17 protein-coding genes are annotated in these 14950 nt (G+C 61.4%); 4 read left to right on the top strand and 13 right to left on the bottom strand.

Features of this window, described 5'->3' with window-relative positions; genetic code table 11:
- Positions 1-50: 50 nt before the first annotated feature.
- Positions 51-989, bottom strand: coding sequence for a GlxA family transcriptional regulator (locus tag NKI08_RS02210; protein ID WP_352501106.1), 939 nt, complete (start codon positions 987-989; stop codon positions 51-53).
- A 222-nt stretch (positions 990-1211) separates the two neighbouring features.
- Here NKI08_RS02210 and NKI08_RS02205 point away from each other — a divergent pair, with 222 nt between their 5' ends.
- Positions 1212-1670 (top strand): hypothetical protein, encoded by a 459-nt coding sequence (locus NKI08_RS02205; protein WP_352501115.1) that lies wholly within the window; start codon positions 1212-1214, stop codon positions 1668-1670.
- A 140-nt stretch (positions 1671-1810) separates the two neighbouring features.
- Here the strand turns inward: NKI08_RS02205 and NKI08_RS02200 are convergent, their stop codons facing one another.
- Entirely contained in the window at positions 1811-1996 is a 186-nt protein-coding gene (locus NKI08_RS02200; RefSeq protein WP_352452109.1) for a hypothetical protein, read from the bottom strand.
- 229 nt (positions 1997-2225) lie between these two features.
- On the opposite strand from NKI08_RS02200, the gene NKI08_RS02195 reads away from it, so the two are divergent.
- Positions 2226-3125: a LysR substrate-binding domain-containing protein gene (locus NKI08_RS02195; RefSeq protein WP_023676521.1), complete on the top strand. Its 900-nt coding sequence runs from the start codon at positions 2226-2228 to the stop codon at positions 3123-3125.
- Positions 3126-3131: 6 nt separating this feature from the next.
- Here NKI08_RS02195 and NKI08_RS02190 read toward each other — a convergent pair whose 3' ends face one another.
- The 10 genes from NKI08_RS02190 to NKI08_RS02145 all read right to left on the bottom strand — a co-directional run bounded on the left by NKI08_RS02190 (position 3132) and on the right by NKI08_RS02145 (position 12625).
- Complete coding sequence (locus tag NKI08_RS02190; protein WP_352500958.1) at positions 3132-4115, bottom strand: alpha/beta hydrolase; 984 nt, start codon at positions 4113-4115, stop codon at positions 3132-3134.
- 268 nt (positions 4116-4383) lie between these two features.
- The gene (locus NKI08_RS02185) at positions 4384-4566 is read right to left on the bottom strand and encodes a hypothetical protein (protein WP_352500957.1); all 183 of its coding nucleotides are present in this window, start codon (positions 4564-4566) and stop codon (positions 4384-4386) included.
- A 186-nt stretch (positions 4567-4752) separates the two neighbouring features.
- Positions 4753-6822: an ASKHA domain-containing protein gene (locus NKI08_RS02180; protein WP_023676517.1), complete on the bottom strand. Its 2070-nt coding sequence runs from the start codon at positions 6820-6822 to the stop codon at positions 4753-4755.
- Between the two features lie 113 nt (positions 6823-6935).
- Positions 6936-7910: a methyltetrahydrofolate cobalamin methyltransferase gene (locus NKI08_RS02175; RefSeq protein WP_023676516.1), complete on the bottom strand. Its 975-nt coding sequence runs from the start codon at positions 7908-7910 to the stop codon at positions 6936-6938.
- Between the two features lie 80 nt (positions 7911-7990).
- Entirely contained in the window at positions 7991-9082 is a 1092-nt protein-coding gene (locus NKI08_RS02170; RefSeq protein ID WP_352766915.1) for a methylenetetrahydrofolate reductase, read from the bottom strand.
- Positions 9079-9702, bottom strand: coding sequence for a methylenetetrahydrofolate reductase C-terminal domain-containing protein (locus NKI08_RS02165; protein ID WP_352766913.1), 624 nt, complete (start codon positions 9700-9702; stop codon positions 9079-9081). The genes NKI08_RS02170 and NKI08_RS02165 overlap by 4 nt, the downstream gene beginning before the upstream one ends.
- Positions 9695-9997, bottom strand: coding sequence for a virulence factor (locus NKI08_RS02160; protein ID WP_352452105.1), 303 nt, complete (start codon positions 9995-9997; stop codon positions 9695-9697). Before NKI08_RS02160 ends, NKI08_RS02165 begins: the two co-directional genes overlap by 8 nt.
- Before the next feature lie 235 nt (positions 9998-10232).
- Positions 10233-11144 carry a fatty acid desaturase gene (locus NKI08_RS02155; protein WP_352747900.1) on the bottom strand — a complete coding sequence of 304 codons (912 nt, stop codon included), beginning with the start codon at positions 11142-11144 and terminating at the stop codon, positions 10233-10235.
- Positions 11145-11187: 43 nt separating this feature from the next.
- Positions 11188-11970: a formyl transferase gene (locus NKI08_RS02150; RefSeq protein ID WP_352766911.1), complete on the bottom strand. Its 783-nt coding sequence runs from the start codon at positions 11968-11970 to the stop codon at positions 11188-11190.
- Between the two features lie 79 nt (positions 11971-12049).
- Complete coding sequence (locus NKI08_RS02145; protein ID WP_352452102.1) at positions 12050-12625, bottom strand: DUF4893 domain-containing protein; 576 nt, start codon at positions 12623-12625, stop codon at positions 12050-12052.
- 121 nt (positions 12626-12746) lie between these two features.
- Between NKI08_RS02145 and NKI08_RS02140 the strand changes: the two genes are divergently transcribed.
- Both NKI08_RS02140 and NKI08_RS02135 read left to right on the top strand, forming a co-directional pair.
- Positions 12747-13661 carry an NAD-dependent epimerase/dehydratase family protein gene (locus NKI08_RS02140; protein ID WP_352766909.1) on the top strand — a complete coding sequence of 305 codons (915 nt, stop codon included), beginning with the start codon at positions 12747-12749 and terminating at the stop codon, positions 13659-13661.
- A gap of 44 nt (positions 13662-13705) precedes the next feature.
- Positions 13706-14221: a hypothetical protein gene (locus NKI08_RS02135; RefSeq protein WP_352500950.1), complete on the top strand. Its 516-nt coding sequence runs from the start codon at positions 13706-13708 to the stop codon at positions 14219-14221.
- A gap of 58 nt (positions 14222-14279) precedes the next feature.
- Here the strand turns inward: NKI08_RS02135 and NKI08_RS02130 are convergent, their stop codons facing one another.
- The gene (locus NKI08_RS02130) at positions 14280-14909 is read right to left on the bottom strand and encodes a DUF1638 domain-containing protein (RefSeq protein WP_352500949.1); all 630 of its coding nucleotides are present in this window, start codon (positions 14907-14909) and stop codon (positions 14280-14282) included.
- Positions 14910-14950: the final 41 nt, after the last annotated feature.

Here is a 14950-nt window from a genome sequence, read left to right as displayed (position 1 = left end):
CTCTCGATGCGGAATATCACACTTCGCCGGTCCTCTGCTGATTTGCCAGATCAAGCCGCCAGAAGCTGCTTGCGGTCGACGCGTTCCTGTTGCGGCGAGCGGGCGTACAACTCGCGATAGCATTTGGAGAAATGCGAGGCGGAAACAAAGCCGCAGGCGACCGCCACTTCGACCACCGGCAACGACGACTGGATCAGCAGGTGCCGGGCGCGGTCGAGGCGGATCTCCAGATAGTAACGGGCAGGGGAGCGCCCCATCTCGGTGCGGAACAGGCGCTCAATCTGCCGGCGCGACAGGTCGACATGATCAGCGACCTCGATCAGCGAGAGCGGCTCGGAGAGATTGGCTTCCATCAGCTCGATAATGGCCAGAACCTTGGAATTCTGCACGCCAAGGCGGGCGCGCAGCGGCAGGCGCTGGCGGTCGGTCGGGCTGCGCACGCGATCAGTCAGCACCTGCTCGCAGACGCGGTTGACGAGGCTTTCGTCGAAATCGTCGCCGATCAGCTTCAGCATCATATCGAGCGCGGCGGTGCCGCCGGCGCAGGTGTAGATGTTCTGGTCGATCTCGAAGAGGTCGGCGAAGACATTGGCCTTGGGGAACGCCTCGGAAAAGCCCGGCAGGTTCTCCCAATGGATGGCGCAGCGCTTGTTGGACAGCAGGCCTGCGGCGGCCAGGATATGCGCGCCAGTGCACAGGCCGCCGACGGCAACGCCGCGATTGTACTCCTCGCGCAACCAGGCAAAGGCCGATTTGTTCTGGTAGCGCTCGACATTGATGCCGCTGCAGACGATGGCCATGTTCGGCCGGTCCGGTCCGGACATTTTCTTGCGCTCTTCCTCCAGCGAGGTGTTGACGGCGCATTCGACGCCGTTCGAGGCGCGCACCGGCTTGCCGTCGATGCTGGCGAGCCGCCAGCGATAGGCTTCATAGCCGAGCATGCGGTTGGCCGAACGCAACGGGTCGAGCGCCGTCGCGAAGGCGATCATGGTGAAATCGGGGACCAGGAAGAATACGAACGATCGCCGGATCGGGTGCTTTACGACGTTCACGGGTAGATCCTCACGCTGCAATGGCGCGAACAGGATGTCGCGATTAGCACAGCGACATCAGGAAAGACGTTTCCTGTCAATTGGCTAGATGGCAACGGAGCGACTTTATTTGCGACACGGGTCGCAAATGGGCGATCGCTATGCGGCGAAGGACGCGACATGCCGCCGGATCGACCAAACGAGCCTACGCAGTCTGCGCACACGAAAAACGCCGCCTCGGCAAAACCGAAGCGGCGCTGGATCGACTTCGAAGCAGCGCAAGGCTGCTTCCGCCGGGATTGCCGCGTCTCAGGCGACGAAGCCGAGGCGCGCGGCAGCCATGGCACCGGTCTGGCCAGGCATGGTGTTGGCCAGGCGCTGGCGCTCGAGCGCGGTCGTCAGGTTCATTTCGCGACGGGCAAAGAGGCGGGCAAAAAGCTTCATGATCATCTCCATTCGGTTGCTCAGACGGGTCGCCTTCGCTTGATGGAGTGGGGCAGCTCGTTTGTTGATGATGATATAGGCTTACGTGAGGGGAAACTAAATCGCAAAAGCGAAGCACTTGATATGAAAAGCGACACGGAATGCGACAAATTTGGGCATTCTGCCCAGGATTTTCGATTATTTACAATGTGTTGATTGCCAGTGCGGGCTGCTATGCGACTTGCTCATATGCGGCATGCGACGGCGACATGGCTCGGGAAAATCATTGGAGTACAAACAAAAAGGCCTGCCGGGCTGATCTGCGCGGCAGGCCTTCAGCTGTTGATACACACGGTTTACTTTGCTCCAGCCCAGGATCCCACACCATGGCGAGTGCCGGCCTTGGCATCGGCAGCTTCGGGCCAGCCGATATCCTTCTGCAGTTCAATCGGCAGCGCGCGGATGGCGCGTTCCGTCTGGTAGCGGGCACGGGCCTCGCTGAATTCGGTCGCGATCCGACCGATGGATGACAGGATAGACATCTCATTCTCCTTCGCGTTGGGCCGGGTCGTCCCGGCGCTTGCAGCGTCAGGCGGTACACCGGCTTTGTTTCAGCTTCATTTCGTGTCGATTGCAGGTCCGTGTCATGGTTGTTTCGGGACCACTTCGATGAGTCCTGCCTCCAACCGAGTTGACTATCCTCCCAAACTGATGTTCAATCAAACGAAATGGAATGATGGTTTGCATCAGAAAAATTGAAGGCCGGTTGCCATGAACGCCCCACTCAATCATCCGCTGCCGCTGCTCGATCTCGATGTTCTGCGCACTTTCGTCGCAATCGCCGAGACCGGCAGCTTCACCACTGCGGCCAATGCGGTCTTCCGCACGCCGTCGGCCGTCTCGATGCAGATCAAGAAGCTGGAGGACATTCTCGGCCGCTCGGTGTTCGCGCGCGACGCCCGTTCGGTGACGCTGACCACCGATGGCGAGATGCTGCTCGGCTATGCGCGCCGGCTGCTGTCGATCAATCGCGAGGTGGTGTCGAAGTTCATCATTCCAGACATTGTCGGGGTGGTGCGGCTCGGCTCGCCGGACGATTACGGCGAACGTGTGCTGCCGCATGTGCTGAAGCGGTTCGCACAATCGCATCCATCGATCGCGGTCGACGTCACCATCGACCAGAGCGTCAATCTGCGCCGGCGCATGGACGACCGGGCGCTCGACATCACGCTGCTCACCAACTCCTACAAGACCAGCGCGATCGGCGCCGAAGTGCTGCTCACAGAGCCGATCGTCTGGGCCGGTGCCAAGGGCGGTTGCGCGCATCTGCGTGAGCCGCTGCCGGTCTCATTGTGGGAAGAGGGCTGTGCCTGGCGGGCAGGGGCATTGGAGGCGCTTGGGCGCGAGGGCCGCAACTACCGTATCGCATATATGAGCGCACACACGGCCGGCCAGCGCGCCGCGATCATGGCGGATCTTGCGGTGGCGCCGCTGCCGAAATCCTTCCTCGGCAGCGATATGGTCGAGCTGTGCCCGAAGGACGGCATGCCTGACATCGGCACCTACAATCTGGCCATGGTGGTGACGCCGGACGCCAGCGCTCCAGTGAAGGCAGTCGCCGACCATATCCGCGCGACGTTTGAGATGTTCAGGGAAACTGGGAAGTTCTGAGCCAAACTACGACCTGAGCGGCGCAACCAGATCGCGAGGCGTTCCGTCGCGGTCTGCCCTTTGCAGCGACAACTCTCCTGCCTTGGCATGATAACTGTCAGTTTCGTTGGTCAAGAAGGCCACTATGCTGTCCCGCGCGCGACGCGCCTCCGGCATGTCGATCAACGGCCAGACATGGAACATGCCTTGCTCGTGGACGACCTCAATTTCGACGCCGGCCGCGCGTGCCTTTTCCGCGAAAATCAGATTGTCGGGGGTGAGCAGATCGCGTGAACCGGTCAGCAGCAGCGTTTTGGGCAGCACCGACAGGTCGCCGTAAACCGGGCTGATGCGCCAGTCGGTGGGATCTATGCCGGCGCTGTAAAGCCGGATCGCCTCGCGGCCGCCGGCAATGCCCAGCCACGGATCGTTGCGTTCGGCCTCATACATTTCTGGGTTGGCGAGCGACACGTCGAGACCGGGCGAAATCAGCACGTGGCGTGATGGCAAGGGCAGGCCGTCTTGCGCAGCCATCATGGTCAGCACGACGGCCATGTTTCCGCCGGCGGAATCGCCCATGAAGATGATATCATTCGCCCTGGTTTCGCCGAACATCTGGCGGTAGACGGCGCCGACCATGCCGAACATGGCGTGAAAATCGTGTTCGGGAGCAATGGGATAGATCGGCACGGTGATACCGAACCCGAGGCGGTCGGCCATGTCGGCGATCAGCCGCCAATGATAGGGTGTGATTTCAAAGACGTAAGCGCCGCCGTGCAGGTAGAGAATCCGCCTCCGCTCACCAGCCTGGGGAGCGATCTCGTAGACGGGAAAGCCGTTGATCGTGCGGGTTGTGATCTCCAGGCGTGACCACAGCGACGCAGGCGGCTGATGGTTTTCCGTCTTGCGCGCATAGGCGATCCAGCGCTGCAGGTTCTCGGGGCTGGAAAACGCCTTCTTGCGGCTGTACCTGAGGACGAACGACACGACGTGGCTTTTGAGACTGGGCATGCAGATACACGGACTTCGGCTGAGCCGACTAAGAGAACCCCCGACTATTTCGAAGATTGTGTCGCCACCAAAAAAGTCAAGATTGATGCAATCTCAATACGGTCGTTTGATCCCAGCTGTCGACAAAGCGTCCGGCCATGAAGTCTCTGGCCTACCGGTGCAGCTCAACGCCGCGGCAGCAACGCGGCGCGCAGCCAATTGCTGGGTGCAGCCGGAGCCGCATTGCGGCTCCGGCGAATACCGAGCAGCTTGCATTTGTCGATGAATTTCATCCGCGCTGCGTGCCCCATCCGACCGCAAGCTGCCTTTCGCTCGAACGCGGCGACACCGGCCAGCCAATGTCCTTTTGGATCTCAGGCGGCAAGCTGTTGAGGATGCGCAGCGACTTGCGCGCTTCGCGTGTTTTCTTGAAGGCCGCACCATAGCGGCCGAAGCTTTCGAACATCGACATCTTGATCTCCTTGGAGCGTTGCGGTGGCCGAAAACTGTTTCCGCCGGCCGTTCGATGCCGGTTAAATGCTCCGCCTATGTATCTGGCGGATTTCACGAAAACGCGATTTCGTTTCCAGATCGGCGCGATCTGGAAACATTTGCATACAAATGAAAATGGAAGTTCTGACAGCCTGGCGGAGGCGAGTCATCCCCGCCCGCGCCGCGCGGCATGGCCTTCGCGCGAACGCCGCCGCGGGGCAGCGTCGCCGGCAATGCCGTCTTCGCTCACCGTCTTGCGCGGCGGCAGTTTCACCGCCGCCGACAGCTTGGGAAACGGGTCGATCTTGTTCGGGAGCGCCATGGCATAAACGAAATGTTCCTGGAATTTCGGCTCCAGCGCCGTCTCGATCTTCTCGATCTTGCTAACGGTTTCCTCGATCTCGCGGCGATAGCCACGGTTCAACAGCGCCATGCGGGCGCCGGCGCCGGCCGCATTGCCAACGGCCGAGACCTTGTCGAGGTCGCAATCCGGAATCAGGCCCAGCACCATTGCGTATTTCGGGTCGATGAACGAGCCGAATGCGCCGGCGAAGTGGATGCGGTCGACATGATCGGTGTGCTGTTTTTCCATCAAAAGCTTGGTGCCGGCATAAAGGGCGGCCTTGGCAAGCTGGATAGCGCGCACATCAGTCTGGGTGATGGTGATCTTGGGCTCGCCTTCCTTCAGCACATAGGAGAAGGTGCGGCCATTGGCGACGACGCGGGGCGAGTGGCCGCTCAGCGATCCATCGACGACGCCGTCCTCGGAGATGATGCCGGCGAGATACATCTCGGCGACCACCTCGATGATGCCGGAGCCGCAAATACCGGTGACGCCGGTCGCCTGCACACTGTCGAGGAAGCCCGGCTCGTCGGACCAGAGTTCCGAGCCGATGACGCGGTATTTCGGTTCCAGCGTTTCAGGATCGATGCGGACGCGCTCGATGGCACCCGGTGCGGCGCGCTGGCCACCGGAGATTTCCGCACCTTCGAAGGCCGGGCCAGTTGGCGATGAGGCCGCCACGACCCGCTGGCGATTGCCGAGCACGATCTCGGCATTGGTGCCGACATCGACGATCAGCATCATCTCGTCCTGGCGGTGCGGCCCTTCCGACAGCGTCACTGCGGCAGCGTCCGCGCCGACGTGGCCGGCAATGCAAGGAAGCATATAGAGCCTGGCGCCCTGGTTGAGCTTCAAACCGATATCCGATGCCTTGATGTGCACGGCGCCGGAGACGGCTAGCGCGAAGGGGGCGCCGCCGAGCTCGGTCGGATCGATGCCGAGGAACAGATGATGCATGATCGGATTGCCGACGAACACGGAATCCAGGATGTCGTTGCGTTGGACGTTGCCTTCGGTGCAGACCTTGTCCACAAGCCCCGAAATGGCCTCGCGCACGGCGACCGTCATGCCTTCGCGGCCGTCCGGGTTCATCATCACGTACGAGACACGGCTCATCAGATCCTCGCCGAAGCGGATCTGCGGATTGGATGTGCCCGACGAGGCGGCGACGCGGCCCGACAGCAACGACACCAGATGCATGGCGATCGTGGTCGAGCCGATATCGCAGGCAAGTCCGTACGCCTCGTTCTTGAGGCCGGGCCACAAAGCGATGACCCGTGCGGTCTCGCTGTCGGTGTCCTTGTGGATGGCGGCGGTCGCGGTCCAGTTGCCTTTGCGCAAAATGCCTTGCACCTGCGGCAACAGATGGAAATCGAAATCGAGGCTCTTGAGGCCCCAGTCCTTCATCAGCGCGATCTTCAGACGGTCGAGGTCGCCGAGCGGCTTGTGCATGTCGGGTTCTTCGATCTCGACATAGCACATGCGGATTGCCGCATCGCGGGCGATGACCCTGGTGTCGGCGTCCTTGCGAATGGTCTGCGCGTTGATGACGGTGTCCTGCGGCACGTCGACGACGAGATCGCCGAGAATCTGCGCCGAGCAGGACAGCCGGCGGCGCTCGGGCAGGCCGCGTACGCGCTCGTAGCGCTCTTCCTTGGCGCCCTTGGGCGAGAGGTGATCGTTGGAGGAAACGATCTTGTGCTTGGCGAAATTGCCTTCCTGCACCTCGATCTGGCAACGCCCGCAAGTGGCACGCCCGCCGCACACGCTCTCGACGTAGACACCAAGCTGGCGCGCGGCGTCCAGAACCGGCGTGCCGACCGGAAACCGCCCGCGCTTGCCCGACGGCATGAACAGCACGAGCGGATCGGTGATGTTGACGGGAGAGTTCATACGTTCCAGACTTTACTTTCTACGCAGCTCGGGTCTTGGCTACGGCAGCGATGCCGCTATGTCTCGGTTCCTCCCCAGTCCTAGGCCCCATATCGTGTCGGCCAAGACCTGGCTCAACCCCGGGCCATACGCGCTTCACGGCCGCCGCGCCTGCGTCCGCCATTGCCATTGCCATCGCCCGGCGCGTTGACCTGCGTCCGGGCGGCAACGGCCTGGCCGCCCTCAGCAGGCTTGTAGTCCTTGTAGGTCCTGATCCAGTTGGTGCAGTTCTCGTCGGTGCCGTTCAGCACGTTGGCGCCACGCACCGCTTCCATTTCCTGCGGCCGCACCGGGTTCATGATCGCCGAGGTCATGCCGGCGCCGATCACCATCGGGATGAAGGCGGCGTTGATGCCATGACGGTGCGGCAGGCCGAATGAGATGTTGGAGAGGCCGCAGGTGGTGTTGACCTTGAGCTCCTCGCGCAGCCGGCGTAGCAGGGCAAATACCTGGCGGCCGGCATCGCCCAGCGCGCCGATCGGCATGACCAGCGGGTCGACGACCACATCATGCGCCGGAATGCCGAAGTCGGCACAGCGCTGAACGATCTTCTTGGCGACGGCGAAGCGCACATCGGGGTCCATCGAAATACCGGTCTCGTCGTTGGAAATGGCGACGACGGGAACGTTGTATTTCTTGATCAACGGCAGGATGGCTTCGAGCTTTTCCTCCTCGCCGGTGACGGAATTGACCAGCGGCCGGCCTTTGGCGACCTTCAGCGCCGCTTCGATTGCCGCAGTCACGGAGGAGTCGATCGACAACGGCAGGTCGACCAGGCCTTGCACGATCTCCAGCGTCTGCACCAGCAGCGCCGGCTCGGTGGCGTTGGGATCGACTGCAGTGACGCCGGCATTGACGTCGAGCATGGTGGCCCCACAGGCGGCCTGCTCCAGCGCATCCTTGATGACGGTCTCAAAATTGCCGGCGATCATTTCGGCGGCCAGCTTTTTGCGGCCGGTCGGATTGATGCGCTCGCCGATCACGCAGAAGGGCTGATCGAAGCCGATGATGATTTCTCGTGTCGCCGAGGCGACGATGGTGCGGGTCATGAAATCTCTCCATCGTGATATAAAGAGTTCTTTATATCGTTATCTGTTTCTGATCAAGCGAATGCTGACGATTCGCGCTGTCAATGCGCGGTCTTGACCATGTCGACCTGGGTTTCGGTGAGGTCGTCATGCAGTATGTGGTCGAGCCGGTCGGCAACGAGCTGGTCGTCGCGGCGGATTTCGCGTTTCCACGGCCGGCGACCCTTCAGCACGCCAGATTCGTCGACGATCTCAGCGACGTATTCTTCCTGGCGATAGGCCATCACATGGACGCCGGACACACCGGGAATTTCCTTCACCTCATTGATGATGTCGATGCAGAGCTGCTTGCCTTCCTTCTTCTGATCCTGAGCGCCTTCCAGGCGCTTGACGATCTGATCGGGAATGTGAATGCCAGGTACGTTGGAGCGGATCCATTTGGCCGTCTTGGCCGAGGCCAGCGGCCCGACGCCGCACAGGATGAAACATTTCTCGGTATAGCCGAGATCGCGGATCTTCTGCATGTAGGCGCGGAACATCGGTACGTCGAAGCAGTACTGGCTCTGCACGAACTGTGCCCCGGCGGCGATCTTCTTGCCCAGCCGATAGGGCCGGAAATCGATCGGCGGCGCAAACGGGTTGATCGCCGCGCCAAGGAAAAGCTGCGGCGGGGTCGTGAGTTTGCGGCCGGACAGGAATTTGCCGTTATCGCGCATAACGCGGCAGGTTTCGAGCAGCGACATGCAGTCGAGATCGAACACCGGCTTGGCGCCGGGCTGGTCGCCGGCCTGCACGCCGTCGCCGGTCAGGCACAGCATGTTGGCGACGCCCATCGCAGCACCCCCAAGCACGTCGCCCTGGATGGCGATGCGGTTCCGGTCGCGGCAGGCGATCTGCATGATCGGGGCATAGCCCATGCGGGTCAGCAGCGCGCAGATGCCGACCGACGACATGTGGCAGTTGGCGCCGGAAGCGTCGACGGCATTGATGGCGTCGACCCAGCCGTCGAAAATCCTGGCGCGGTTGTAGACGTCTTCCGGATCGGCGCTGTCGGGCGGATTGAGCTCGGTCGTCACTGCGAACTCGCCGCGCCTGAGGACGCGTTCCAGCCGGCCACGCGAGGTGTGGCCGGGCAGGGGATCGAGCGGCAAATGGATGCCGGCCGGATTCTCGTCTGGCTGACGGCCGATCATGCCGATGCTCCGGTCTTCGTAGTATTCCGGGCCGCATTGCGGGCGGCCGCGGCCTGCGCGGTGACCCGCAGCCAGGCGGAAGTTTCGCGCAAGGACTGATCCACCGGCTTCTGCACTTCCAAAATCTTGTCGCCATGCACCATGTTCCGCGAGCCTTCCCAGGCTTTGACCCAGACGCAAGGCATGTCAGGCTCGACCTCGCAATTGCCGTTGGCGCGGACACCGCCGCAAGGGCCATTGCGCAATTGCTTGGGGCAGTTCATTGGGCACGACATGCCGGTCGAGGAAAGGATGCACTGGCCGCACATGCGGCAGTCGAACATGAATCCCTTGACGCGCTTTTCGACGAATTTCACAGGCCCTTCGACACGGCTGTAGCCGATGCCCTTCCACAGCGGATGGAGGAGCAGGAACATGTCGGCGAATTTGCCGTAGAACCATTCGAGCAGCCGCGAATGCCGCACAGACCAAAGCCGCACCGCGAAAGAGCGCTGCACACGCCGCTGCGGCGACACGTCGGCCGGCTTGTAGTCGGATTTCGGCGCCGCCTTCTTGACGATGGTCGCCTGGGTTACGCCGGCTCGAGCCGTCGTCGCCGGCATTGATTGGGGATCAGACATTTTCTTTGCCCCCCGCCTTGACCAGAGCGACCAGCCGCTCACGGTCGTATTTCGCATCAAGTTCCTGAAGAGCCTTCTCGGCCTCGGCTTCAAGATCGTCACTGACCGGGAGGGGTTCTGCCTTGCGCCATTCGGCAAGATAGTCGTCGGTGCCGCCAGCGCCGGTGCGCATGGCGCACATGTCGATCGCCTCGGTGAAGCGCAGCGGCAGTTCGCGCTTGGCGTTCTGCCGGCCCTTCTTGACGATGACCTGGGCGGGGATGTCGCGCCAGTAGACGACGATCAGATCGGCCATAATTTCCTGCTCCTGCAGAGCGCCGTGCGTCCAATCGGACGCACAAACGATGCTCTACCATTTAACTCCGCTGCATCGTGCTCTCCGAAGATCGATTCCGATCTTTTGGCCAATGCAGTGGTTTCGAGCATTGCCGGAAGCGCTGTTGGGCTGCTTGTTATGGGACGACGCGGGGGCCTTCAAAAGCGACGCAATCGACGGCCGCGGTTGAAAGCGGAGTTTCTTCCAGCACTGGTCAGCCGGCGCGGCCATCGTAGCTGCCGACCAGCTTCCTGTGGAAGCGCACGTAACCTCGTTCGGTCGTGCGCAAATGCTCCCCGACGATGTCATGGAAGCGCGGCAGGCGGTGGAAGGGAACGGCCGGATAGGAATGGTGCTCGGAATGGTACGGCATGTTCCAAGCCACGAAGCGCACCAGCCTTGTGGTGAAGGTGGTGCGGGTGTTCTCGAGCATGTTGGCGACATGCGGGCACAACGCGTGCTCGGCCAGCAGGTAGGCACGCAAAAACGGCTGTCCGACCAGCACCGGCACGATCCAGACCCACAACAGCAGCGCCGACTGCGCGGCGAGCGATGCGGCCAGCAATGCCGCATAGCCGATCAGGAACAGCCGTGCTTCGGCAACCACCTTGCCGCGGCCCTTTTCCGGCACGAAGCCGTCGCGATTGCGGCCAGCCGCATTGGTTACGATCACGCGGCCCATGGCGATCCAATAGGGGCTGCCGGACAGATAGCGCAGATATTGGCTGACGGTCTCCGGCTTCGGCGCCATCAGTTCGGGGTCGTTTCTCCGGTCGTGCGTGTGGCGGTGATGGGCGAAATGGAAATAGCGGAACCATGCCGGCGGCAGCAGGATCAGGAAGCCGGCCACGGCAGCAACAGCGCGATTGAGCCACGCCGTCCTGAACGCGGTTTCATGGATGGTCTCGTGCAACGGCGTGAAGAAGAAGACGATCAGGACTCCCTGCGGCAAGACGAGCAGCGGCCAGAACGGGATGCGGGCGGCGATCAGCGCGCCCAGCAGGATAACCAGCCCGGCATGGACCGCCAGCCGGACAATGCCTGGCCGGTCAAGCCTGGCGGTGAGGTCGCGACGGTCCTCGACCGAAAGGCCGGCAATGATGGTGCGGTGGTCGATGTCGCTCATGATGCAATGTTAGTGGCGGGTGGCTGTCCGGTAAATCGGCGCGTCACCAGACGCCGTTCCTTATCCCCGTCCAGAGATAAAACCATACCGTCGGATGATACCATTGTTTCGAAGGCAGGCCGGGATCCACCGTGCCGACCTTGTCAGCCAGCGCATCCCTGACCGCTTCGACGCAGATGTCGCGCGAGAAGGCCGCCTGCCGCAACGCGTAGCTTGAAATTGTGTCGCCCGGCTGCGGTTTGCCACGCGTCTGCCGCAGCACGCCGCCAGTATCGACGCCGGCGTCGACCAGATGCACGGTGGTGCCGAAGTTCTCCGCATCGCCTGAAGCCAGCGCCCAGTAGCCGCCGTTCATGCCACGATATTTCGGGGCGATGCCGGCATGGTAGTTGAGGACCGGGCAAGGGATTTTCGCCAGCGTCTGCAGCGACAGCAAGCGGCAGCCGGCGAGCAGCACCACACCCGGCTGGATTTCCGCAATCGCCTGCAGGCACTCCGGCGCGTTGGCCGACGAGACATAAATGATCTTTTGCCCAGGCTTCGGTTCGGTTTGCAGCTTCTGCCCGGCGGCAAGCCGTGCTGCGTGGCCGGCGAAGAAGCGCTTGCCGAGGCGCGTCAGCACCATCGTGCCGAGTTGACCGATGGCCGAGGTCCAGCCTTGCCGCCGCGCCCGCGCGAGAAGCAATTGCTTTTTGGATTCAGGAGCTTCGAGGATGACGCTGACCGGGCCGAGTTGATCGGCGAGGGCGTTGACGATCGCCCAGATATGCGGGCCGCCTTCGGTGACGACGACGATCGGCCGTTGGTTTGTTTTCGACAGTGCCATGCTCTGCGACCCCCCGCAAAGAACCTGTTCTTTGCGCGCGAATGCTAGGCTGACCGGGTTAACCCCTGGTGATCGGGGCTCAGCGCTTGAATTCGAGGATATCGAGCTTCGATTCGTAATAGGGCGCCGGGAACTCGATGCGCCATTCACTGGCGCTGTTGCGGAAGGCATAGCCGACCTGATCGCTTTCCGGCCCGCTGCCGTAGGGCTTTGCCGGATCGTCGTTGACGTGGAAGGAACCGAGATAGATCGCGCGTTTCTCGCCATCGTCGAAGAAGCGGCCCTTGGTGCGCTGCGAGCCGGTGATCTTTTCCAGTCTCCAGCCGGAACCGTCGTCGCTCACCTTGCATTTGAACCAGCCATAGATGACGAGCGGGCCCAATCCGCCGGCCTTGATGGTGCGGCATTGCCATTTGCCGGTCAGGTCCTTGTCAGAGAAGGGAACCAGCGGCTTTGCCAGCAAGGCGTCGAGCTGCTTGACCTCGGCGGGATCGCCGGCCTTCGCCTCGTCAAGCGCTGCCTTGCGCGTCTCGCCATATTTGTTGAGCCGCGCCTTGTCGGCAGCCGTTATCAGCTTCTGCACCTCGCCATCGGCGAACGCGGGCATCGTCAAGCAGAGGACAGTTGCTGCGGCAAACATGAGGCGAGCGATCATCGGTGGCGTTTCCCTTTTGATGGCTGGAGCAGGCTGTTTTCTTGTCTGGCGCATACCTTAATGTTTCGCCGCGTTCTGTCATCCGTGGCTGAGCATCGACAGCAGAAACGAGGTGGAAAGAATGCGGATCTTGCTGACGGGATCGTCCGGTTGGCTGGGCAGCGCCTTGGCGCCGCGGCTGCGGGCTCTTGGTCATGACGTCACCGGCCTCGATCCCGTCCCATCCTCGGAAACGCGAATCGTCGGCTCTGTCGCCGATCGCGACCTGGTCATGAGGGCGGTCGAGGAGAACCGCATCGAGGCCATCATCCATAGCGGCGCGCTGCACAAGCCTGACATCGAACGTCATCGCAACGAGGATTTCGTCGAGACGAATGTGCGCGGCACGCTCAACCTGCTCGATGCGGCAGCAGCTTTTGGCGTTCAGCGCTTCGTGTTTACGTCGACGACATCGCTGATGATTTCCGAGTCCATACGCACCACCGGCTTCACCGGCGGGGCGCGCAAGGCGGCATGGCTGACGGAACACATGTCGCCTGAACCGCGCAACATCTACGGCGTCACCAAGCTTTCAGCCGAACAGCTCTGCCGGCTCTATCATTTGCAGTTCGGCCTGCCGGTGATCGTGTTGCGCACCGCCCGGTTTTTTCCCGAGGCGGACGACATGGCGCACGTGATCGAACAGTCGGATGCCAACACCAAGGCCAATGAGCTGTTGTTCCGCCGGCTGACGGTGGAGGACGCAGCCGACGCCCACATCGCTGCCCTGGAGAAAGGGCCGCAATTGGGCTTCGAGACTTTCATCATCTCGGCACCGACGCCTTTCCAGCCCGAAGATTGCGCGGCCTTGATCGCCGACGCGCCGTCGGTCGTCGCGCGCTATTTTCCGGATTATCCGGCACTCTACACGAAGAAAGGCTGGACGATGTTTTCGTCGATCGACCGGGTCTATGATGCGTCGCGGGCTAGGGACCGGCTGGGTTTCGTCTGCAAGACGAGCTTTGCAGATGTGCTCGCCCGGCTTGTGGCGGAATAAGAGCGCGGGTATTCGTCAGGAATGCGCGTCACTGGGAGAGGTAGTTGGGAGTAACAATCTACTTTGAAGGACAGTTACGGGGTCACGAGCAATATGCTGCTTTGCTGCACGAAGCCAAGGCGTTCGCCATTGCGCGAGACTGGCCGGTGCGCGAGATCGATGAGCGCGAGAAGACGCTCAATCGAGTCATTGATGAACGAAACGTGGACTATATTGGCCCTGTGTTTGGAATAGAGCTTCAACCGCATCCCAATTCGGAACCGCTGCGGCTTGAGTTCGACAATCACCTCTTCGTTCAACAACATTGTAAAACTCAGTTTTCAGGTGCAGGCGCTCATATCGAGATCATCAGGTTTCTTCGCGAAATTACTCGCTTGTTCTCCAGTCTCAATGTCGTCGATGAAGGGGAGTATTGGGAGCTAAGTGATCCGTCAATTCTGCAAAGTAATTTCGACAATGTCGATGCAATGCTTGCCGAAATATTGCTTAAAGATCCAACCGCGCGGGGGCCGATCCGCCTTGAAACCGGGCGCATTATCGATGTCATATCGGATCGGTGAATCGGTGGGCGAAAATGAACGGCAGCCTCCGGCAAACGCTTAGAGGACGCTATTTCTTTTACGAATGTGCTGAGGCGCTGGCCAGTTCCTTCGTCAGGTCACCATAGCCGGTCGAGCGGCGCTCATAGGCGAGGCCGAGCATTTTCGCCGCCTTTTCGGCGACCTTGTCGAGTTCCGGGTCGTTGGTCTGAGCGATATAGATCAGCTTCTCGTAGTTGCCGAAATAGTCCTTGATCAGCTCCGGGTGCTTGTCGAGGCCGAGCGGCTTCATGAAGAAGGCATCGAATTGCCGGCAGAGGAAGTCGGTCATGTAGAACGACATCATGTCGTCATCGGCGACCTTCGCATAGGCATCCATGCCCTGGTAGAAAGCAAAGCAATGCGGCCCGGCCATGCGCTCGACGCCATGCTTCTCGCAGATCCGATCGAGCAGGCCACCCGTGCCGCAATCGGCATAGCCGACGAAGATGTGTCTGTAGCCGTCGGTCTTGGCCTTCTCGATAGCCCTGTCCATGGCCGGCGCGATGCGGTCCGGATAGAAATGGAACTCCGCCGGCAGGCAGGTCAGGTCGAGATGGTCGAGCCCGAGCTGCTCCTTGACCGCCAAAACTTCGCGCGCGATCATCCCGCAGGCGATGACGAGCAGCCTGTCGCCTTGATCGGATTGTTGTTTTCGCGCGGTAGTCATGGAACCAGTCTGATCGATCTTCGTTGCTGTCCAGCGAATTT

Origin of the sequence: Mesorhizobium sp. M0768 (genome assembly GCF_040320195.1) — a bacterium.
Classification (GTDB): domain Bacteria; phylum Pseudomonadota; class Alphaproteobacteria; order Rhizobiales; family Rhizobiaceae; genus Mesorhizobium.
Note: the sequence above shows the minus strand (reverse complement) of the source record. Positions and strands in the feature narration are given on the sequence as shown.

Excerpts from the sequence above, each read along its gene's own strand:
- NKI08_RS02195 (WP_023676521.1), top strand. The coding sequence starts at position 2,226 with ATGAACGCCCCACTCAATCATCCGCTGCCGCTGCTCGATCTCGATGTT.
- NKI08_RS02140 (WP_352766909.1), top strand. The coding sequence starts at position 12,747 with ATGCGGATCTTGCTGACGGGATCGTCCGGTTGGCTGGGCAGCGCCTTG.
- NKI08_RS02130 (WP_352500949.1), bottom strand. The coding sequence starts at position 14,909 with ATGACTACCGCGCGAAAACAACAATCCGATCAAGGCGACAGGCTGCTC.
- NKI08_RS02150 (WP_352766911.1), bottom strand. The coding sequence starts at position 11,970 with ATGGCACTGTCGAAAACAAACCAACGGCCGATCGTCGTCGTCACCGAA.
- NKI08_RS02145 (WP_352452102.1), bottom strand. The coding sequence starts at position 12,625 with ATGATCGCTCGCCTCATGTTTGCCGCAGCAACTGTCCTCTGCTTGACG.
- NKI08_RS02185 (WP_352500957.1), bottom strand. The coding sequence starts at position 4,566 with ATGTCGATGTTCGAAAGCTTCGGCCGCTATGGTGCGGCCTTCAAGAAA.
- NKI08_RS02155 (WP_352747900.1), bottom strand. The coding sequence starts at position 11,144 with ATGAGCGACATCGACCACCGCACCATCATTGCCGGCCTTTCGGTCGAG.
- NKI08_RS02165 (WP_352766913.1), bottom strand. The coding sequence starts at position 9,702 with ATGTCTGATCCCCAATCAATGCCGGCGACGACGGCTCGAGCCGGCGTA.
- NKI08_RS02210 (WP_352501106.1), bottom strand. The coding sequence starts at position 989 with ATGATCGCCTTCGCGACGGCGCTCGACCCGTTGCGTTCGGCCAACCGC.
- NKI08_RS02205 (WP_352501115.1), top strand. The coding sequence starts at position 1,212 with ATGCCGCCGGATCGACCAAACGAGCCTACGCAGTCTGCGCACACGAAA.
- NKI08_RS02170 (WP_352766915.1), bottom strand. The coding sequence starts at position 9,082 with ATGATCGGCCGTCAGCCAGACGAGAATCCGGCCGGCATCCATTTGCCG.
- NKI08_RS02180 (WP_023676517.1), bottom strand. The coding sequence starts at position 6,822 with ATGAACTCTCCCGTCAACATCACCGATCCGCTCGTGCTGTTCATGCCG.
- NKI08_RS02190 (WP_352500958.1), bottom strand. The coding sequence starts at position 4,115 with ATGCCCAGTCTCAAAAGCCACGTCGTGTCGTTCGTCCTCAGGTACAGC.
- NKI08_RS02175 (WP_023676516.1), bottom strand. The coding sequence starts at position 7,910 with ATGACCCGCACCATCGTCGCCTCGGCGACACGAGAAATCATCATCGGC.
- NKI08_RS02160 (WP_352452105.1), bottom strand. The coding sequence starts at position 9,997 with ATGGCCGATCTGATCGTCGTCTACTGGCGCGACATCCCCGCCCAGGTC.
- NKI08_RS02200 (WP_352452109.1), bottom strand. The coding sequence starts at position 1,996 with ATGTCTATCCTGTCATCCATCGGTCGGATCGCGACCGAATTCAGCGAG.